This window comes from Pseudomonas sp. RT4P38 (genome assembly GCF_054897765.1).
Genome location: NZ_CM142703.1, coordinates 1973091 through 1993801, shown reverse-complemented (window position 1 = coordinate 1993801; position 20711 = coordinate 1973091). Strand labels below are relative to the sequence as shown.

Here is a 20711-nt window from a genome sequence, read left to right as displayed (position 1 = left end):
AATTCGTCCTTAAACCGGCATCTGCATGATGTCTTGGTATGCCTGAACCAGCTTGTTGCGTACTTGCGTCAACGCTTGAAAAGACACGCTGGCCTTCTGCGAGGAAATCATCACGTCCGTCAGGTCGACGCCGCTCTTGCCGATCTCGAAGGCACTGGCCAACTGACTGGACGCCTGCTGGGTGTCGTTCACTTTATTGACGGCTTGACCGAGCATGTCGGCAAAGCTGCTGCCACCCATTTCAGGAACTGCGGCAGTCGATTTCGACGCCGACATGGCATCCATTTGCATGGAGCGCATGTCCAGCATCAATCGATTAAATTCAATACCTTGACTCATGGTCTACTCTCTTTGACGAGCTACGTCTTTGGCGACCCGCAATTTTTTGACACTCACTCGGCGGGTAGTGAGGTGTTAGCAACAAGGGTGCCAGCTCCGTGGCCGCTCTAAACAAAAGCTGTCCCGGGCTTTGCATGGCTAACGAATCAGGTGGCGAACAAATAAGCTTCCACGTCCATTCCGGCATCACGCATCTGCGCCAGCTTGTAGCGCAGGGTGCGCGGACTGATGCCTAAACGCTCGGCGGCCTCTTTGCGACGGCCGCGCTCGGAGCGCAAGGTGTCGATGATCATCTGGAATTCACGGCGACGCAGGTCATCACCCAATGCCCCGGCCGGCACGGATTCGACCTCCGCGGCTCGCACGGACGTCGGCACCAAGGCTGGCAACGGCGCACAGGCGACTGGCCCGGCCAGGCAGAAATCCTCAGGCTGTATCAAACCGCCCTGCTGCAGGATCAGCGCCCGCTGAATCGCGTTATCCAGTTCACGCACATTACCCGGCCACGGATAACCGACCAGGCACGCCTGTGCCTCAGGCGACAGCCTTGCCGCGGCATGCTTCATTTTATTGACGTACTTGGCCAGCAGACGCTCGGCGAGCGGCAGGATGTCTGCGGTACGCTCGCGCAACGGACGCCAGGCCAGCGGAAACACCGACAGGCGATAGTAAAGATCTTCGCGGAAACGCCCCGCCGCCACTTCCCCTGCCAGGTCACGGTTGGTGGTCGCGACGACCCGAATGTCCAGCGTGATCGGCTTGCGCGCCCCGACCCGCTCGACTTCGCGCTCTTGCAACACGCGCAGCAACTTGGCCTGCAGGCCCAACGGCATTTCGGAAATTTCGTCGAGCAGGATGGTCCCGCCATCAGCCTGTTCGAACTTGCCGGCCTGAGCCGCGATGGCGCCAGTGAACGAGCCCTTCTCATGACCGAACAGCGTGGCTTCAAGCATGTTGTCGGGAATGGCTGCGCAGTTGATCGCAATGAACGGCTGACTGGCACGATGAGAGTGCTGATGAATGTAACGCGCCAGCACTTCTTTACCGGTCCCGGACTCACCGGAGATCAATACCGTGGAATCACTGCGCGCTACCCGTGCAGCCAATTCCAGCAATTGCGCACTGGCCGGCTCGAACGCTACAGGCCCCTCGCCCTCGGCCGCACCGAGACTGCCCAGCGCATGACGCGCCACCAGATCGAGCAAGGCCTTGGGCTCAAACGGTTTGACCAGGTAATCCGCCGCGCCCTGGCGCATCGCATCGACTGCCCGCTCCACAGCGCCGTGAGCCGTCATCAGCAACACCGGCAACTGCGGCTGACGAGTGCGCAGTAATCCGAGCAGTTGATGGCCGTCCATGCCGGGCATGTTGACGTCACTCAGCACCAGGTTGAACGCCTCATTACCAACCGCCGCCAGCGCTTCTTCTGCCGAGCCTACCGCCGTGTAATCGTGCCCCGCGAGCAGCAGCGTATCCGCCAGTGCTTCGCGTAGCGCGCGGTCATCCTCGACCAGTAAAACCTTGATTGCCATGTCCTTCACTCCGCTCCCTGAGCGTGGGGCTTTTCACCGGAAAAAAGTGGCAGGATCACCTGTGCACACGTGCCGCGACCGAGCCGCGAGCGCAGCTGCAATTCTCCCTGATGGGCACGAGCCACTGCCTTGACCACGGTCAGGCCAAGGCCGGTTCCGGTGGTTTTAGTGGTAAAAAACGGCTCGCCGAGTCGTGCCAGCACTTTCGTATCGATGCCACTGCCGCTGTCACTGACAGATACGCGCAAATTGTCGTCACGGGTATAAAGGTGGACCTTCAAGCGGACGTCGCCGGCACTGGCCTGAATGGCGTTCTCGATCAGGTTCAGGATCGCCCCGACCAGCGTGTCGCGATTGCACAGCAACTCGCCGGAATGACTGTCGCACTGCCAGCGAATCGGCAGGTCCTGCACATGGGTCAGTGCGGCCGCCTGCAGCGACTGCATCAGCACCTTGGGCGTGACGCGATCGGTCAGCGGCAGCTCGCCGCGCGCAAACACCAGCATGTCGCGAACCTGATGCTCCAACTCATGCAGACGCTCTTTCAGGCGCCCCGCAAAACGTTGCTGGGTCTCGACCGGCAAAACCTGCTCAGTCAAATGACTGGCGTAGAGCAAGGCGGCGGATAACGGTGTACGAATCTGATGAGCCAGCGAGGCGACCATTCGACCGAGGGACGACAGACGTTCGTGGCGAGCCAGCTGATCTTGCAGATGACGGGTTTCAGTCAGGTCGTTGAGCAACACCAACTGACCGGGCTCGGCATCCAGCGAGCGAGTGGAGATCGACAAGCGTCGACCGTCCTTGAGAGAGATTTCATGGCCGTCGTCCTCACGGGGCGCAAAGCAGCGGGCAATGACATGACGCCACAGCTCGCCTTCGAGGGGCAGGCCGAGCAGTTCGCAGGCAGCGGGGTTGGCTTCGCGCACGATGCCTTGGGCGTCGATAACGATGACGCCGCCGGGCAACAAATCAAGGAGGTTTTGCAGCCGGTTGGCCAGGCGTTCTTTTTCCGCCAGCTCCTGCATGCGCTGAGCGCTGACGACCGCCAGCTCACCCTTGAGCTCGGTGACCCGAGCTTCGAGCATGCTGTAAGAGTCGGTCAATTGGCTCGACATCTGGTTGAACAGTGCAAACGCCTGCTCAAGACCAAGCCGGCTCACCTGCCCTGCGGACGACGATTGCCCCGAAGCGTCAGGGACAGGAGACATCTGGGCGGCTTGGGGCATTGGGCTATCTCGCTTGGCTGACCGTCAGTTAAACGGAACGTTGCGAGGGATGTAGCAATACCCGTGCCTAAAAAAAACCGCCTACAAATGAAGGACTTGAAAAACAGGCGTCAATCATCCGCCTGTTCATCACCGTCACGACGGCTCATGCCGTACTTGCGCATCTTCTCCACCAGTGTGGTGCGACGAATTCGCAGCCGCTCTGCCGCGCGCGCCACGATGCCATTGGCATCATCCAGCGCTTGCTGAATCAGCCCTTGCTCCAGACCACCGAGGTAGTCCTTCAGGTCCAGGCCTTCCGGCGGCAGCAGGGCCCCGGCAGAGAAATCCGGAGTATGACCGTTGATGGCCACCCGCTCTTCGAGATCGCTGCGCAGGCTGTCGACCAACTGCTCGTCTTCATCGTCGACGTAACGGAATTTCTTCGGCAATTCGACCACGCCGATCACTCCGTACGGATGCATGATCGCCATGCGCTCCACCAGGTTGGCGAGTTCGCGGACGTTGCCCGGCCAGCCGTGACGGCACAGCGACATGATCGCCGCGGAATTGAAACGGATCGAACCACGCTTCTCGTGCTCCATGCGCGAGATCAACTCGTTCATCAGCAGAGGAATGTCTTCGACACGTTCGCGCAGTGGCGCCATCTCGATCGGGAACACGTTCAGGCGGTAGTACAGGTCTTCGCGGAAGGTGCCGATCTCGATCATGCTTTCGAGATTCTTGTGGGTCGCAGCGATGATGCGAACGTCGACGCTCTGGGTCCTGTTGCTGCCCACGCGCTCGAAGGTGCGCTCCTGCAACACGCGCAGCAACTTGACCTGCATCGGCAACGGCATGTCGCCGATTTCATCGAGGAACAGGGTGCCGCCGTTGGCCAATTCGAAACGTCCGGCACGGCTGGTGATCGCACCGGTGAACGCGCCCTTTTCGTGACCGAACAGTTCGCTTTCCAGCAACTCGGCCGGGATCGCCCCGCAGTTGACCGGAACGAACGGCGCGTCACGACGCTTGGAGTGATAGTGCAGGTTGCGCGCAACCACTTCCTTGCCGGTCCCGGACTCGCCGAGGATCAGCACGCTGGCGTCGGTGTCGGCGACTTGCTGCATCATCTGACGGACGTGTTGAATCGCCCGGCTGGTGCCGACAAGACTGCGAAAAAGATTGGGTTCGCGATGACGACCGCGCTCGCGGGCCTGGTCGTACATCTCGCGATAGACCTGGGCACGGTGCAAGGAGTCGAGCAATTTGCTGTAGCTGGGCGGCATTTCGAGGGTCGAAAGCACTCGGCGACGCTGGTCTTCTGGCAAGTCAACGGAAGAATTATCGCCCATTAACAAAACCGGAAGGAACTCATCCCAGGTTGAGAGTGTCTTTAACAAGCCCGTAAGTGCACCAGGCGCATTGACCGTCCCGATGAGGACACAGATCACTTCACGACTTGATGACAATGAGCCGACAGCCTGCTGCCAGTCATGGCTCCCGCAGGGTAAATTTTCTTCGCCAAGAAAATTTAATATCACCGCCAAGTCGCGGCGGCGGACGCTATCGTCATCAATCAGCAGAATTTTGGTTTCACGCCACATGCAATAGCAACTTCCCTAGTCAACTCAATGCCCGAAATGAGGGGGCAAGCTAGACGCTTGCAGACACGTTGATGCCTGTAGACGCCTGAAATGTTCAACCAGCCACTAGTTAAGTCAAAAAACCGCGCACAGTCAAATTTATGGCGCACTATGTTTGTATTAACTGACGGTTAATCAACCAAACAGATGGTAAACCTTTGCCGCGTTCTGCGCTTGGTGGATCTGCGACATCTCGTCAACTATCGCTTGCCTCTCCCCTGTCGCCGCCTCCAGAAGCTGTTTATACACCCCCAGCAACTCCTCAAGGTTATCGCGCAACGCGGCCTCGTCCACCGAAGCTTCACTCAAAACGTCTTCCATGCAGGAACGACAAGCCAGGTCCAATTCACCAATGGCTTCCCAGTTACGCTCAGCCAAAGCACCGACCAGGCCATCACGGGTTTGTTCGATTCGCTGCAATACAAGACTCATGGTGATCTCCTTAAAACTGCGGACCCGGCGCGGCGATAGCATCCCAGCCGTCTTTGACGGTGCGAAGCAGATCGGCGACTTCGTCGAGAATCTTTGGATCGGTTTTGACGTTGGCTTCTGTCAGACGCTTCATCATGTAGGTGTAGAGATTGTCTAGCTCACCCACAGACTCAACAGAGTTTTCCAGGTCCAGGCCCTCGCGCAAGCCGCCGATGATCCCGATCGCCTTGCCGATGAAAATGCCTTTGTTGGGGATATCCTTGCGCTCCATGGCACCCTTGGCCTGAGCGATGCGATCCAGACCACCCTCCATGAGCATTTGCACCAGGCGATGGGGGCTGGCTTCGGAAGTCTGGGCCTGAGCGCCAATCTTCTGGTACTGCCGAAGGGCTAACATCGGGTTCATGTTCTACCTCATTAAAACTTTGTGATTCGTATAGCCAGTGTATCGACACGGCGTCAAAGATCTTTAGATCGAAACAAAAAAAGCCCGACAAGCGAAATCCGCTGCCGGGCTTTTGGCGCTTACGCGCTATGAGGCGTTTTTCTGTGCGTTCATTGCCTCGAACATCGAGGTAATGTTGCTGGCAGTAGCCTTTAGCTTACCGACCAGGGTGTCCATGGCGTTGTACTTCTTGGTCAGCACGTCGGTCAGCGTCGCGATCCGACGATCCAGTGCCTCCTGCTGGCTGGCCAGGTTGGTTTTGACCTTCGCCAGGCTGGTCGAACGCGCATCAAGGATGCCTTCGCTGCCAGTGACGGTGTAAGGCGTAAGCACCGTATTCATTCGTTCCAGCAGCCCCTTGGCCGCATCACCGGTCGCCGTTGGATCACCCAGGAACAGCTTCTGAACCTCACCACCCAGCTTCTGCGTATTCATAGCTGCAGAGAACTTGGTGCTGTCAAAATCGAGCGCACCGGTTTTCTGGTTGGTGGTAATACCCAACTGTGAAAGTACGGTCAGCTTGTCGCCTGCACCAGTACTGGCCAACGGTTCACGGATCGACGCCAGGATGCCCCGAGCCAGCGGGTCACCGGTCAATGCCGCGGCAATGGTTGGCTTGCCATCTTTATCCAGGGAGGGCTTGGTCAGCGTATTGACGCTGCTGACAACCTGGTTGTAAGCATCGACAAAAGCCTGGATCGATTTTTTCAAACCGTCACTGTTCGGCCCGACCGTCACAGTGGATGTTGCCCCACCACCCGCCACCAGATTCAGTGTCAGCCCGGAAACAGCGCCGTCCACGGTGTTGGATTTGCTGGTGATCGCCAGTCCGTCAACCGTGAAGCTGGCGTCCACAGCGAGTTCGCCGATCGCACCGGCCGAGGTCGCCGTAGGCGTGGTGCCCATTTTCTGGCCTGCGGTGATTTCCAGGCCGGCAATACCACTGAGAGTGATATCGGAACCTGCACCAGTAGCAGTGGACCCCATCACCAAACGAGAGCCGAAGGAGTCAGTGACAATGTTGGCACTGAAGCCATTGGCGCCTTGCTGGGTGTTGATCGCATCCCGTACCGATTGCAGCGTGGCGCCGGCGGGAATGTCGACAGGACGGGAAATGCCATTTTGAGTGATATTGAGCGTACCACTCGGAATGGCACTGCTAGGGCCGCCAGCAAACGCGGCAGTCGCCACTTTCGACGAGGTCGCGAGATTGTTGACCTTGATGACATAAGTGCCGTTGACCGCCGAGTTGCTGGCGACAGAGGTCAGCACTTTCGGATCGGAACTCGTGGCGGTGTAACCCAGGAACTGCGGGGTCGTGGTACTACCGAGGTTTTTGATCGCGGTCTGGAAGTTCGCGAGGACACTCTTGAGGGTCCCGATACCGGAAATCTGCGAAGTATTGGTGGTCGTCTGTCGGTTGATCTGACTCTGCTTGGCCGCTTTGTCAGCATCAACCAAGGCTTTGACGATAGCACCGGTGTCAAGCCCGGAGCCTAACCCCAGACCCGGTAGAATTGGACTTGCCATGTGGGACTCCCTTCAGTGTGTCGCCGGCCTTTTGACCATTAAAACGCCCAAAAGAACATAGCAACAAAATTCGTGCCAGTTGTCAGACTTTAGCGCTGAACAACAGGCTGCTTGCATCATTCAAACTATTGGCCAGCTTGAGGACTTCTTCGTTAGGGATCTGGCGAACCACTTCACCCGAGTCGCTGGCAATCACTCTGACAATTACCTTGCCTGAAGGCTCATCGATCGAGAACTCCAGATTGCGCTTGACCGATTGAACGAACTTTTCAATTTCCTGAACGGCCATCTTCAGTTTGTCCTGCTCGGTTACCGCGTCTTTTGGCTCATCCTTGACCGTTGCCACAGTGGCAGCATCGGTTCGAGGTTTTTCCATCGGCTTGTCAGCAACAGTCGTCGCCGGCTTCGCGGCTGGATAAGACAAGTTCAGCTTCACGCTCATATCCATGTCCATCACCTCTTAAACTAAAAAAGCGAGAGAGCGCGCGTGCGCACTCCCCCGCCAAAACTCATCCGGCTATTACTGAAGCAGTTTCAGTACAGCGGATGGCAGTTGGTTGGCCTGAGCCAGAACTGCGGTGGAGGCTTGTTGCAGAGTTTGTTGCTTGGTCAGCTGTGCAGTTTCAGCAGCGAAGTCGGTATCTTGTACGCGGCTACGTGCAGCTTCGGCGTTTTCGTTGATGTTCTGCAGGTTGGAGATGGTGGTGGAGAAACGGTTTTGAGCAGCACCGAGGTCAGCACGAGTGGCGTTGATGTTCGCCAGTGCCAGGTCGATAGCCGAGACAGCCGACAGTACTGCCGAGTGGTTGGCTGCGTTGGAAGTACCGGAAATGGTAGTACCGGTCATGCCCAGGGCGCTGGCGTCGAAGCTCGTCGACAGGGTCAGGGTGATCTGGTTGTCGGAAGTAGTACCCGCACCAACCTGGAATTCCATCGCACCAGCAGTACCGTCGATCAGAGCCTTGCCGTTCAGGTTGGTGGACTTGGCAATACGAGTCAGTTCATCGATGGACTGTTTGTATTCTTTGTCCAGAGCGGTACGGTCAGCAGTGCCGTTGGAGTCGTTTCGCGATTGCAGTGCGATTTCACGCATACGCTGCAGAATGTTGGACGACTCTTGCAGAGCGCCTTCAGCGGTCTGAGCGATCGAAACACCGTCGTTGGCGTTTTTGATAGCCATGGTCTGACCACGGATCTGCGAGGTCATACGGGTAGCGATTTGCAGGCCGGCGGCGTCGTCTTTGGCGCTGTTGATTTTCAGGCCGGAAGACAGGCGAGTCATCGAAGTCGAAAGCGCATCAGAGGCCTTGTTCAGGTTTTTCTGAACATTCAGCGACGTAGTGTTGGTGTTTACTGTCAAAGCCATGACGAATTCCTCGTTGGTTGGGTACTGCGGCTTCCGGCCCTGGCAACCGCCGGGTATGGCCTAGAGAACCTTCGTAATAGTTATCGTCGCGAACGCAGGTTGCTTTAGGGGATTTTGAAAAAATTTTGACATCACACTGCCACCCTCAATGAAACAAGGGCCTGGCGGCAATCCAACCCAAAAAAGTGACGCCAGGGAAATGCCGGTAACGGGACAGCGAGGACTCGCCTGTACCGGCCATTGTCAAAAAGCCTTAACCGGCAGCGGCCGCTTCCAGCAATTGGGGCAACTCATGATCGAGATAATCAGCCAGCGCCAACCAATCCTGCTCCTCCTGACAGGCAAGCATATCGGTGAGCAACGCCGTCCAGCGGGACTGCACCTCGACATTCTCACGACCCATCGCGGATTGCACATCACTGCACATCTGGACCATCAGCAGCGCAGCTTCGACATCTCGTCCCAGATGGAACAAAACGGAACACTGCCGCGCCTCGGCTACCAGGGAGGATTCTGTCATCGCGTGAGCTCCGGGTGAAACGTCGTGCCGACGATCATCGCCCCTGCCCGACTGCTGTTATAGAAAGCCACCCAAGGATGCCCGGCGATGTACCGCTCCAGCTCGCACAGGTAACTGCGGAAATTGAGCTGCGTCTTGACTCGCTGACCGTGGCCATCAAGGACCCAGTGCCGGGCAGCGCCCACTTGCGGTCCAAGATCACCGTCATTCCAGCCGGCGTGGGTCTTGTTGTTCGGGAAAGCAAAGTCGGCGCCGAACAGAGTGATCTGGCTGCCCCCCATGTGTACCGCCAGGTCCACCGCCGGGTGAATCACACTGCCACCGACAAAGAGTTGGGCCTTGGGTAATTGCTGGCGCATGTCCTTATAGACAGGACTGGCGGAATAGGCCACGTAACGCTTGCCCTGCCAGCCCCCCAAAACCGCTGGATCGACCATAGGCATGTAGACCAGCGTGATATCGCTCGTGGCATCGGACGGCAAATGTCGCGTCGAGATGCGCTGATCAATCGTGACCACCACATCCGGTTTGATCCCATGCTCGACAAGCGGTCGGTAGGCTGTATCGACGCAAATGAACAGCGGCCGCCGCGCCTGTTCGCGTACCGTACGCAGCGTGTCGAAGTGCTGTTCCAGGCTCGGCCCGGTGGCAATGACAAACACTTCCCTGCCGGAACAGGTGGCAAACAGCTCGGCAGCATCGGCATCGACGCGAACGTGCTCTACACACGCCTGCAAACGCTCGGCAATTTCCGGATTGTCGGCATCGAATTCGCGATTGTTGAAGGTCAGGTGGGTTTCGCTGATCAGCCGGTCGCGGATTTTGGCGTTGAAGTCGTCCGCCAGCACCAGCTCCGAAGGCAGCGCGAAGTACGGCAACTGGATTTCCGACAGATCGCCGGCGTACAGCAGCACCACTCGCGAATCGCCGAGCCACGGCTGTTGATCGAGCAGTTGCAGCACCAGGGCAAACACCGCACCGTTCAGAATGTGCACGTACAACCGTTCAAGCCCGGCACGCTCCAGCAATTGCAGCTGCAAATCACCCAGCCCGGTGCCATAGACATGCACCACCGGACTGTCGACGGGCAGGCTGTCGGCCTGAAGCAACGCTTCGCGAGTGCGGTCATGGCGACTGGTCAACTGAATGCCATTGATGCTCAACGTCGAGCCCAGGCCTTCCACCAGATCAGTTTGCAAGGCGGCGCAGTTCTCCACCGTCAGTCGATGCCAGACCTTTGGCCAGCGCCGCTGTATCAACTCGCCGTTGCGCTCAAAGAACTCGCTCATGAAGCCTCGCTTTTCATTCAGGCAAAAAAATAGCGCTCAAGGTTACACCTTGAACGCTTTTTTTGTGCCTGGCTTTTGAAAGATCAAGGGCGATAGATAATCGCCGAGCCCCACGACAAACCAACGCCGAAACCGCTCAACGCCACGCGCTTCCAGGTGGAGTCCAGCACATGTTTTTCCAGCAGCAGCGGGATGCTCGACGACACCGTGTTGCCGGTCTCGACCATGTCCTTGATGAACTTCTCAGGCTCGCCTTCGAAGCGTCGCGCCACGGCATCGACAATCGCTGCACTGCCCTGATGGATGCAAAAGGCATCGATATCGTCAGCGGTCAGTTGCGAATCGGCCAGCAACTCGTGCAAATGCGCCGGGACTTTAAGCAGCGCAAAATTGAACACCTGACGGCCGTTCATGAAGAACACCCCGTCGGTCACCTTCAGGTGCGGCGCACCGGAACCGTCGGTGCCGAACTTGGCCTTGCCCAATTGCCATGGCGCGTTTTCACCCATCCAGGTCGCGGTGGCGGCATCACCAAACAGCATGGTGGTGTTGCGGTCTTCCGGGTCGACGATCTTGGAGTAAGGATCAGCGGTGATCAGCAGGCCATTCTTCAAACCTGCGGCTTCCATGAAACCCTTGATGGCGTAGATGCCGTAGACGTAGCCGGAGCAGCCCAGGGAAATATCGAACGCGGCCACGGTAGTCGGCAGGCCCAGTTTGTCCTGAACGATAGCTGCGGTGTGCGGCAGGCCTTCTTCGTCGCCGTTCTGGGTGACAACGATCAGCACGTCGATGTCTTCACGTTTCAAGTCGGGATTGTTGGCGAACAGCGCATTGGCTGCTTCGACACACAGGTCCGAGGTTTCCTGCCCGGCGTCTTTACGCGGCAGGAAGGCCGAACCGATCTTGCCCAGGATGAACTCTTCATCCTTTTCGAATTTTGCACCTTGTGCGTAATTGTCCACGCCGGCTACAGGAACGTAGCTCGCAATGCTTTTTATGCCAATCATTACGGCTTCCCAATAATAAACAGCCCAATACCACCGCTCGTAATGATTCGAGGGGCGCCGACAAACGGATAAAAAATGTCGCCTCACTGAGACGACGGCGGGAAAAATAAAAGGCTATCACTGGGCCAAAAACAGGCCAGGCGCCACCTTCCCGATTAGTACAATACAGTGAAGATGCGCGTTATGACTCGCAGGTCACGCTATTTTGCCGAATCAGCTCCACAAGGGGTTATTCGACCAACGACCAGTCCAGCGGCGTTCCGCGCGGGATGGCCTGACGCGCACGGCGGCCCAGAAGCGTTTCCGTGTGTTTTGGGGCCAACCCCAGCCCCGGACGAATGGCTCGCAGATTAGCGACAGTAAAGGGTTCGCCGGCAGCCATGTCCTGAGTCACGTAGAGCGAGCGGCGGTACACCAGCGACTTGCGCTCGGCGTCCGTCACACCGTAATGCACATGACCCATGGCCTGCCACGCGCGTTCGGTTTCTATCACCAGGCTGGCCAGCTCCGCCGGCTCCAGCGAAAAACTGGCGTCCACGCCACCGACGGAACGGTCGAGGGTGAAGTGCTTTTCCACCACCGTCGCCCCCTGGGCCACCGCGGCCACAGACACACCGACGCCCATGGAGTGGTCAGACAGCCCGACTTCACAGCCAAACAATTCGCGCAAATGAGGAATCGTCCGCACGTTGCTGTTGGCGGGCGTCGCCGGGTAAGTGCTGGTGCACTTGAGCAACACCAGATCCTTGCAACCGGCCTCGCGGGCGGCACGGACGGTTTCGTCGAGTTCAGCGATGCTGGCCATGCCGGTAGAAATGATCAATGGCTTGCCGGTCGCAGCGACCCGACGAATCAACGGCAGGTCGGTATTCTCGAAGCTGGCGATCTTGTAGGCCGGCACGTCGAGACTTTCGAGGAAGTCCACTGCGGTGTCATCAAACGGCGTGGAAAACGCGAGCATGCCCAGCTCTTTGGCCCGGGCGAAAATCGGCGCGTGCCATTCCCACGGTGTGTGGGCCTTCTCGTACAACGCGTACAGCGAAGAACCGGCCCAGAGGCTGTCAGGGTCCTTGATGAAGAACTCACCTTCGGACAGGTCCAGGGTCATGGTCTCGGCGGTGTAGGTCTGCAGCTTCAAGGCATGGGCACCGGCCTTGGCCGCCGCGTCGACGATCTGCAGCGCCACCTCCAGAGACTGGTTATGGTTGCCACTCATCTCGGCAATGATGAATGGCGGTGCATCGGCACCGATGGAGCGATTGCCGATCTTGAAGCTAGTCATTGCGGTGATCCTTCAATATGCGCGTGAACGCGCAAGCACGCTGGGTGAATCCTGCCTCGCGAAACAGCTTCAGCGACGGCTGATTCGCCGGCAACACTTGAGCGGTGATGACATTCAGTTGCGGCCAATGGGCGATCACAAAAGCTTCGCCCCGCGCCAGCAGGGCTCTGCCCCACCCCAGACCGAGGCGGCCTTCAAGCAGGTAAATCGAGACTTCGACTTCAAGTCCGTCCAGGTCATAACGCAGTACCCCGACCGGGCCATCGTTCGCCTCGGCAATCAACAGTAATCGCCCCGGGTTGCTCAGGCTCGCGGCAAGCCAGTCTTGATGCCGTTGCCAATCGATGACCTGCGTGTCCAGCGACCAGCGCCGCACCGACTCGGCATTGCGCCCCTCGAACAGCAGCTGCGCATCGTCCAGGGATGCCTTGCGAACCTGCAGTACCGCACCGGCGAGCGCTGCCGCAACCCGCTGCGCACCCCGCCCATCGACCAACTGACGCGAGTGTTCGGCCAGACTTTGGCGTAACCCCTGATTGCCCGCGAGAAAAGCGATGGCCTGACGCAACTGATCGACGCTGACGTTCTCGCGGGGGCCCAGATACACATGGGAACCTGAGGTCGCCATTATTTCGGCGTTGGCCTGCTGATTATTCGAGACCGCGATACAGATCGTCGGCAACCCCATGGCCGCCCGCTCCCAACTGGTGCCACCGCCGGCACCGACAAACAGGTCGGCCTCGGTCATCAGTCGGTAAAAGTCACTGACAAAACTGTGCAAGCGCCAGTTCGGACGACTCGCCGCCAAGGCCTGCATTTGTGCCCAGGCCGGGTTGTCGGCACCGGCGACGAAATCGACTTCGAGCTCATGCAAATCCGCCATTGCCAGCATCGCGTGATGGGTTTGCATCGCCGCATCGAAGCCACCGAAATTCACCAGCACTCGCCTGGCCTGGGGCTTGACCGGAATCGCCGGGCAGCAGAATTCATCGCGCAGCAAGGCAAAATGTGGACCGAGCAAGGTCTGGCAACCGGGCACCAGCAGCGAAGCATAGGCTTGTGGCGTACCCGATAAATTCTGGTTGAGCAGCAGATCGACGCTGTAGGTTCGAGTGGCGAGGTCGTCCACAGCGGCAATCCTTGGCGCCCAGCGGCGGGCTGCGGTCTGCCAATGATGGTCGAGGCCGTAGTGGTCGACGATGATCCAATCGAAGGTCGGATGATTGCTCAGCGCTTGCCCAAGCGCGGCAATGTCCGCCTGCCAAGGCAGCAAGGATTCGATTGCCTGCTGCGGGTCTTCATCAGGGTAACGAGCCGCCAGGGCAAAGACTTCAAAGCCCTCGGCTTGCAGCGCATCCAGTCGATGGCCCAGCAACAGGCGGCAAGCGAAGGCCACCTGCGCACCTTGCTTGCGAAAGACTCTGGCCAGGGTCAAACAGCGCGCAATGTGACCGTAGCCAATGGTCGGCGACGCATCGGCGCGGATCAGCACTCTCATTGCAGCTCTCCGCCAGCTTTCAATGCGGCATAGAGGTACTCGGCACGCTTCCAGTCTTCAAGGGTGTCGACGTCCTGCACCAGATGCCGCGGCAGAATCACCGGCAGGCTCGCCGGAGAAAACAGCACATCGCCGCGCAACCAGGCCTCTCTGCGCCCCCAATAGAACTGGCCTGCATCCTGATAGGCTTCAGGTAAATCCTGGGAACGGGTGTTTCGAAACTCCGGATAGAGCGAGGTCAAGGCACCCTGCTCGTCGAGGGTCAAGGCACGTTGCACCGGGAAGCCGAAACCGGCCACGGAAAAAGCGAAGGACTTGTCCGGATGCTGTACCAGTAATTCATGCCCCTGACGCAGATAGCGCGCCTGCAACAGCGGCGCGGTAGCGTAGATGCAGCAGACGTAGTCGAAGATCGGCAATTGGCTCAAGGCATGCACGATCACCGCAGCTGTCCCGGTGAAATCATCAGCCAGTTCGACAGGCCGCACGAATGGCACCAGCGCGCCATGAGTCCGGGCGACGTCGGCAATTTCTTCGTCATCCGTGCTGACGACGACTTGATCGAACAACCCGCAATCGAGCGCCGTACGGATCGAACGGACGATCATCGGTACACCGTCGAACGGTTTGAGGTTCTTGCGCGGGATTCGCTTGCTGCCACCGCGGGCCGGAATGATTGCAACGCAGCTCAAGTGTCACTACTCCTCAAGAACCAACCGACGCAGTTGCTCGACCACGAAGTCCTGCTGTTCATCGCTCAGCAAAGGAAACATCGGCAGGCTGATGGCCTCGGCGTAATAACGTTCGGCCTGCGGGAAGTCTCCCTCGGCAAACCCCAGATCACGATAGTACGGCTGCAAATGCACCGGAATGTAATGCAGGTTCACCCCGATCCCGGCCGCCCGCAACCGTTCGAACACCTGCCGATGGCTGAGGTTGATCCGGTCTGTGTGCAACCGCACCACGTACAGATGCCACGCCGACTCGGCCTCGGGCTGCGCGCCAGGCAAGGTCAGCGGCAAGTACGCCAGCAACCGCTCATAACGCGCCGCCAGTTCACGGCGGCGCGCGATGAAGCCATCGAGTTTGTTCAGTTGCGACAGACCGAGAGCCGCTTGCAGATCGGTGATCCGGTAGTTGAAGCCCAGTTCCACCTGCTGGTAGTACCAGGGACCATGGCTGGGTTCGGTCATCTGCTGCGGATCGCGGGTCATGCCATGGCTGCGCAGACGCTGCAAGCGCTCGGCCAATTCCGGGCGGTTGGTCAGGACCATGCCGCCCTCGGCACTGGTGATGATCTTCACCGGGTGGAAACTGAACACTGTCATCGCCGCAAACTCGCCACAGCCCACCGGACGCCCGGCATAGGACGCGCCGACTGCGTGGGACGCGTCCTCGATCACCGTGAAACCATAACGTTCAGCCAGCTCGGCGATCATGCGCATGTCGCAGCTTTGACCGGAAAACGCCACGGCCACCAGAACCTTCGGCAGCGTGCCTTCGCGCTTGGCAGCTTCGAGCTTCGCCGCCAGGGTGTAGGCGTCGAGGTTCCAGGTCAGCGGATCGATATCCACGAAGTCGACCTCAGCGCCGCAGTAACGGCCGCAGTTGGCCGAGGCCAGGAAAGTGTTCGGCGTCGTCCACAAGCGATCACCCGGACCGAGCCCTGCCGCCAGGCAGGCAATGTGCAACGCCGCCGTGGCATTGCACACCGCCACCGCAAAATCAGCCTGGCAACGTTGCGCCAATGCCTGTTCGAAGCGTTCGATGGTCGGCCCTTGAGTGAGCCAGTCCGACTGCAACACGGCGACCACCGCATCGATGTCTGCCTGATCGAGACTCTGCCGACCGTAGGGAATCATGCCGACAGCTTCGCGTGCAGATCAGCAATCTGGCCGACCGACAGGTAGTGCGGATTGGTGTCGGAACGGTACTCGAAGTCTTCACTGACCGGCCTGCCCTGCTCGCCCAGTTTGTCGACGGCAAAATCCACGTCGATGCTGGTGAAACGAATCGAGGGCTGAATGGTGTAGTGATCGGTGAACTCCAGGGTCATCCGCGCGTCGTCCAGCGGCACCATCAACTCATGGAGTTTTTCTCCCGGACGAATGCCGACGTTCCTGTGCGGCAAATGTTCAGCCATGCCCTGTGCCAGATCGACGATACGAATCGACGGGATCTTCGGCACAAACACTTCACCACCGTGCATGCGGGCGAAGCTGTCGAGCACAAACTGCACACCGTGATCGAGGGTGATCCAGAAACGCGTCATGCGCTCATCGGTGATCGGCAGCTCCGTGGCGCCCTCGGCAATCAGCTTGCTGAAAAACGGCACCACCGACCCCCGCGAGCCGGCGACGTTGCCGTAACGGACAACCGAAAACCGGGTGTTCTGGTCACCGGCAATGTTGTTCGCGGCGACGAACAATTTGTCCGACAGCAGCTTGGTCGCGCCGTACAGGTTGATCGGGCTGGCGGCCTTGTCGGTGGACAGCGCGACAACTTTTTTCACGCCGTTGTCGATGGCCGCGGCGATGATGTTTTCCGCGCCGTTGACGTTGGTGCGGATGCATTCGGTCGGGTTGTACTCCGCCGCCGGCACTTGTTTCAGTGCCGCGGCATGCACCACGTAATCGATACCGCGCATGGCCTGACGCAAACGCTCAGCGTCGCGCACATCACCGAGGAAATAACGCATGCACGGCGCGTTGAACGTCTGCTGCATCTCGTACTGTTTTAGCTCATCGCGCGAAAACACCACCACCCGCTTCGGCTGATATTGCTCCAGCAACCGGCGGATGAAATTGCGCCCGAACGAGCCGGTGCCACCAGAGATGAAAATCGATTTACCGTTGAACATGCCTTGAGTCCTTTTACCTGTCAGTCAGGCTTATGCGAGCAACTGCGCCCAGTTCACCGGGGCCGCTTCACCCAGGGCAAAGCCCTTGCCGGTCAAGGCCAGGTTGTTGTTGTAAGCCTCGTCGTGCGCAAAGCGCGCCTGCCACTTGTCGCGCAAGGCTGCCACTGCCTGAGGTTCGTTCGGCAAAACGCCCGGGTGGGCAATCTGAACCTGCGGCGTCCACACCGTGAGCAAACCGGCGTCGGCAACTTTCAGGCAGAGATCGATATCGGCGTACACCTCATCAAAATGCTCACGATCCAGTCCGCCGAGGGCAACGAAAACCTCCTTGCGAATCATCAGACACGCACTGGAGACGGCCGAGTAATTCTGTTCGACGAGCAGTCTGCGCATGTAGCCCGGCGTCTCCTTTTTCTCGCCGATGAAGGGCGAAGCGATCTCGCCGTTGAGCCCCAGAATCAGGCCGGCACCGGTGACACTGCCTTCACGGTCCAGCAGTTTGGCGCCGACCACCCCGACTTCGGGACGCTGGGCCTGATTGAGTAACGCCTCGATCCAGTTCGCGTTGACCACTTCGGCGTCCGCCGCCAGCAGCACCAGGTATTCACCTTGCGCCTGCTCGGCGGCCAGGTTGATCAGGGCCGACGTGCTCAGACGTTGCGTTGTCTTGACCAGACGAATCCGGCCTGCGCCGTTTTTCTCCAGGCTGTCGAGCCAGGCGAGCAGCTCGGTGGACTGGCTGTGGTTATCGGCAATGACGATTTCGTTATGTTGATAGCGTGTGCGTTGCAAAACGCTGACCAGGCAGCGCTGCAAGTGCTCGAGGTTGTCCTGGCTATGGATGATGATCGACACCTTCGGGCGACCGGCATGACGATAGTCGATACTGTAACCACCCGACACTTCGGCGTTGACCTGGGCCTGATAACCGCGCGTCGCCAAATGACGAACCAACGTCTGACGCTCGTGGTCATTGGCTGTCAGCTCGGGTGCGGCGGTGATCAGCAACGGCTCGGCCAAATGGGCAAGGCCGGCCAGGCCACCGGTTTCGATCAAGCGCAGCAGCAGGTCGAACTCGAGTGCCGAGGTGAGTTCGCGGGCAAAACCGCCGACCTCCACCAGCGCTTCGCGGCGGATCAGCCAGTGCCGCGCGACGAGTGCCGGCATGCTCTGCAACAGGTCGAGGTTGAAGGCTGGCCGGAACACATCGACCAGCGTGCCATTGGCCTGGCGATGAATTTCGTCCATCGCCACCGCACGGCAACCCTCGGCGTTCTGCAACTCGAGACTGGCACGCAAGAAACCGGCAGCGGTGAACTCGTCGCCCGCCTCGCCCAGCAGCAACCAGTCCGACGTCGACTGGCGAGCGATCTGGTTCAGCTTGTCAACGTAATTGGCCGCCGTGACCTTGACGAAATGCAGCGTGTTTTGTGCCGTGGTGACTGCCGGCAAGTCGCCCGTGGTGAAGACCACCACCTTGAACGCCCGGAACGCACTCTCCATGAGGCTATCCAGAGTGATCTGGAGTTTGTCCATGTCTGCGTCCAGATCGAGCAGCAGAATGCCGAACTGAGGCCCCCCTTCGTTGGCCGCCAGGTGCTGGTTGATTTTCCTCACCACGGTGTCGTTCGGTTGCCGGGCTTGCAGCCAGTTGCGCAGACGTCCCGATGGCATCGTGTCGAGTAACTGGCGACTGTCGAAGATCGGCACGCTGTCCAGACGCTGAACCCAGTCGGTCAGCACCTGGGCATCAGCGGGCTCATCCATCTGCTGGAGCTGCTGCGCAAGCTTTTGCAGCACCCGACGGTTGAAGGCCCCCAGCCGAACGGCTTCAAGCAGACGGTTCTGGATCGTCGCCGAACTGTCATTGGAGTAGGTGCGCTGCAAGGCCTCTTGTTTGAGCAATGCGCCTTCCATTTCTTCGAGTTGCAAGCGCCCGGCCGGCATCGCATGCAGCAAAAATTCGCACTGCGTGAGTTGTTCGAAGAAAGCGCTGTTGTAGAACGGCATTTCGACGTATTGCTCAGCGCCAAAGACCCGCTTCGGTCCCACCGTCGGATCTGTCCAGTAGGACTCGAAAATCGGCTCGATGGTCAACGCGTTACGGGTTGTCAGGCTCTCGGCCAGGGTGGCAAAGCTTTGCAGGGCAACCTCTGCGGTCTGCTTTTCGTCCAGACCGCTGATGCCAGTCGGTAGCGACGCCAGAAACCCGGCAAAGCGCTCGCGGTCGGCGACAGAGCGGGCGTCCTTGAAGCTCAAGGTCGTCATGATTTCGGTGTTGTGATCCGAACGACCGTAGTTGACCTCTCGCACCACGTACGGCGTCGGGAGAATCCGCGCCTTGGCCCGTGCCAGCATGTAGTAGGCATGACCGATTTCCTGCCATTGGAAGATCGTGCCTTCAGGCATCGCTTCATACCAGTCACGCAGCAGCGAGGTGCGGTGGACCGCGTAGAACGGCGGAATGTACTGGCTCATGAAATCCAGGACACGATCCTGACCGCGCTCGGCGTTGTAGTCCTCGTGTACTTTCTTGTCACGACGGTAGTACTGCACATAGTTGGAGTGGGTCAGGTACATCAGGCAATAGCCATGGCACAGACCGTAGTCGGGATTGGCTTCGAGGAAGCTCACCGACTCGGTGAGGGCACCGTGCAACAGAAAATCATCGTCGGAGGCGAAGACCATGTATGGCGTGGTGACCTGTTCGACGCCGTACGCCAGTTTGGACTGGATTCCCCAGTAGCCAAATTGCGGCAAGTGCCGATAGTCGATGGTGTCCGCAACCGTAGCCGCGCCTTCCAGCGCGATGGCCGATGAATCGAGGACCAGGATCTTGCAAGGCAGCGTGCTGTAGAACTGCAATGCCCGACGCAAGAACGCCGGACGATTGTGCGTAATCAGCACCAGAGTGAACAGCTCACTCAGGGACAACGTGTTTTCTGAACCGTAAATGCCTTGCATAACCTTCCCCACCACTGACTGATTGCCTGATGAAAACTCAAATGAAGTTGCCGCTTAGCGTACTCGGCGCAGGTAGCCATCTGGCGCGACAGTGATCAGCAGCTTGCTGTGAATTGCCTGGTCGATCTCGAAATCACGGTTCTCTTCCAGGTAGGCCCAGACTGCGGTTTTCGGGTTGTCACCCTTGCCCCACGGACGGTCCGGAAACGCATCTTCCGGCATGTCTTCGACCACGGTGTCCATGACCACGCAATAGCTGCCCACCGAGACCATCGGTGCATACAGGCGCAGCTCTTCGAGTACGTGTTCGTGGGTGTGATTGGAGTCGAGTACCACCAGCACTTTCTTGCCCTGGATGCGCTCGCGCACCTGGTCGACAATGGCAGTATCGATGCTCGACCCCTGAATCATCCGGATGCGTTTGCTCATCGGGTGAGCTTCGATCGCTTCGCGGTTGTGCTGGCGGATATCGATGTCGACACCCAGCACTTCACCATGACCCATCAGTTCCAGGATCGAGGCGTAAAACACCAACGACCCGCCGTGGGCGATACCGGTTTCAACGATCACGTCCGGACGCAGGTTCCAGATGATTTCCTGCATGGCGACCATGTCCTGCGGGAACTGAATGATCGGCCGCCCCATCCAGCTGAAGTTGTAGGTGTACTTGTGCTTGGCCGTTGTGCCGACCCAGTCCAGCGACTCGGCTTGCAACGCCTTGTCCTTCTTCAGGCCTTCGATGTTGTCTTTTACTTCTTCGCGAAACTGCTCATGGGGATTCATTGCAACG

Annotated in this window: 19 protein-coding genes; all 19 read right to left on the bottom strand. The window is 58.8% G+C overall.

The genetic code is table 11. The features are described from left to right. Nucleotides 1–9: 9 nt before the first annotated feature. Complete coding sequence (gene fliE / locus ACYZT7_RS09210) at nucleotides 10–339, bottom strand: flagellar hook-basal body complex protein FliE (RefSeq protein ID WP_462040785.1); 330 nt, start codon at nucleotides 337–339, stop codon at nucleotides 10–12. A gap of 146 nt (nucleotides 340–485) precedes the next feature. After that, nucleotides 486–1871: a sigma-54-dependent response regulator transcription factor FleR gene (fleR, locus tag ACYZT7_RS09205; RefSeq protein WP_462040784.1), complete on the bottom strand. Its 1386-nt coding sequence runs from the start codon at nucleotides 1869–1871 to the stop codon at nucleotides 486–488. Between the two features lie 5 nt (nucleotides 1872–1876). Further along, nucleotides 1877–3082 (bottom strand): sensor histidine kinase, encoded by a 1206-nt coding sequence (locus tag ACYZT7_RS09200; RefSeq protein ID WP_462040783.1) that lies wholly within the window; start codon nucleotides 3080–3082, stop codon nucleotides 1877–1879. Between the two features lie 128 nt (nucleotides 3083–3210). Continuing rightward, nucleotides 3211–4686 (bottom strand): sigma-54 dependent transcriptional regulator, encoded by a 1476-nt coding sequence (locus tag ACYZT7_RS09195; RefSeq protein ID WP_462040782.1) that lies wholly within the window; start codon nucleotides 4684–4686, stop codon nucleotides 3211–3213. A gap of 174 nt (nucleotides 4687–4860) precedes the next feature. Next, a complete protein-coding gene (locus ACYZT7_RS09190) occupies nucleotides 4861–5157 on the bottom strand; it encodes a flagellar protein FliT (RefSeq protein WP_462040781.1) in 297 nt (98 codons plus the stop codon). Nucleotides 5158–5167: 10 nt separating this feature from the next. Then, nucleotides 5168–5563, bottom strand: coding sequence for a flagellar export chaperone FliS (gene fliS, locus ACYZT7_RS09185; protein WP_462040780.1), 396 nt, complete (start codon nucleotides 5561–5563; stop codon nucleotides 5168–5170). Between the two features lie 126 nt (nucleotides 5564–5689). Then, nucleotides 5690–7132, bottom strand: coding sequence for a flagellar filament capping protein FliD (gene fliD / locus ACYZT7_RS09180; RefSeq protein WP_462040779.1), 1443 nt, complete (start codon nucleotides 7130–7132; stop codon nucleotides 5690–5692). Nucleotides 7133–7214: 82 nt separating this feature from the next. Then, nucleotides 7215–7580 (bottom strand): flagellar protein FlaG, encoded by a 366-nt coding sequence (locus ACYZT7_RS09175; protein WP_462040778.1) that lies wholly within the window; start codon nucleotides 7578–7580, stop codon nucleotides 7215–7217. Between the two features lie 72 nt (nucleotides 7581–7652). Continuing rightward, a complete protein-coding gene (locus tag ACYZT7_RS09170; RefSeq protein WP_462040777.1) occupies nucleotides 7653–8498 on the bottom strand; it encodes a flagellin domain-containing protein in 846 nt (281 codons plus the stop codon). A gap of 253 nt (nucleotides 8499–8751) precedes the next feature. Then, nucleotides 8752–9018 (bottom strand): hypothetical protein, encoded by a 267-nt coding sequence (locus ACYZT7_RS09165; protein ID WP_462040776.1) that lies wholly within the window; start codon nucleotides 9016–9018, stop codon nucleotides 8752–8754. Next, on the bottom strand, nucleotides 9015–10307 hold the full coding sequence (locus tag ACYZT7_RS09160; protein WP_462040775.1) for a motility associated factor glycosyltransferase family protein: 1293 nt from the start codon (nucleotides 10305–10307) through the stop codon (nucleotides 9015–9017). Before ACYZT7_RS09160 ends, ACYZT7_RS09165 begins: the two co-directional genes overlap by 4 nt. A gap of 83 nt (nucleotides 10308–10390) precedes the next feature. Beyond that, nucleotides 10391–11317, bottom strand: a complete 927-nt coding sequence (locus ACYZT7_RS09155) for a ketoacyl-ACP synthase III (protein WP_134421374.1) — start codon at nucleotides 11315–11317, stop codon at nucleotides 10391–10393. 229 nt (nucleotides 11318–11546) lie between these two features. Then, nucleotides 11547–12599: a pseudaminic acid synthase gene (gene pseI, locus ACYZT7_RS09150; RefSeq protein ID WP_462040774.1), complete on the bottom strand. Its 1053-nt coding sequence runs from the start codon at nucleotides 12597–12599 to the stop codon at nucleotides 11547–11549. Next, complete coding sequence (pseG, locus tag ACYZT7_RS09145; RefSeq protein ID WP_462040773.1) at nucleotides 12592–14097, bottom strand: UDP-2,4-diacetamido-2,4,6-trideoxy-beta-L-altropyranose hydrolase; 1506 nt, start codon at nucleotides 14095–14097, stop codon at nucleotides 12592–12594. Before pseG ends, pseI begins: the two co-directional genes overlap by 8 nt. Beyond that, entirely contained in the window at nucleotides 14094–14789 is a 696-nt protein-coding gene (gene pseF, locus ACYZT7_RS09140; protein ID WP_462040772.1) for a pseudaminic acid cytidylyltransferase, read from the bottom strand. Before pseF ends, pseG begins: the two co-directional genes overlap by 4 nt. 6 nt (nucleotides 14790–14795) lie before the next feature. Then, nucleotides 14796–15959 (bottom strand): UDP-4-amino-4,6-dideoxy-N-acetyl-beta-L-altrosamine transaminase, encoded by a 1164-nt coding sequence (gene pseC / locus ACYZT7_RS09135; protein ID WP_462040771.1) that lies wholly within the window; start codon nucleotides 15957–15959, stop codon nucleotides 14796–14798. Continuing rightward, nucleotides 15956–16957, bottom strand: a complete 1002-nt coding sequence (gene pseB, locus ACYZT7_RS09130; RefSeq protein ID WP_462040770.1) for a UDP-N-acetylglucosamine 4,6-dehydratase (inverting) — start codon at nucleotides 16955–16957, stop codon at nucleotides 15956–15958. Before pseB ends, pseC begins: the two co-directional genes overlap by 4 nt. Nucleotides 16958–16987: 30 nt before the next feature. Next, nucleotides 16988–19921 (bottom strand): glycosyltransferase family 2 protein, encoded by a 2934-nt coding sequence (locus tag ACYZT7_RS09125; RefSeq protein ID WP_462040769.1) that lies wholly within the window; start codon nucleotides 19919–19921, stop codon nucleotides 16988–16990. A 54-nt stretch (nucleotides 19922–19975) separates the two neighbouring features. Further along, on the bottom strand, nucleotides 19976–20704 hold the full coding sequence (locus ACYZT7_RS09120) for a cephalosporin hydroxylase family protein (protein ID WP_415770657.1): 729 nt from the start codon (nucleotides 20702–20704) through the stop codon (nucleotides 19976–19978). Nucleotides 20705–20711: the final 7 nt, after the last annotated feature.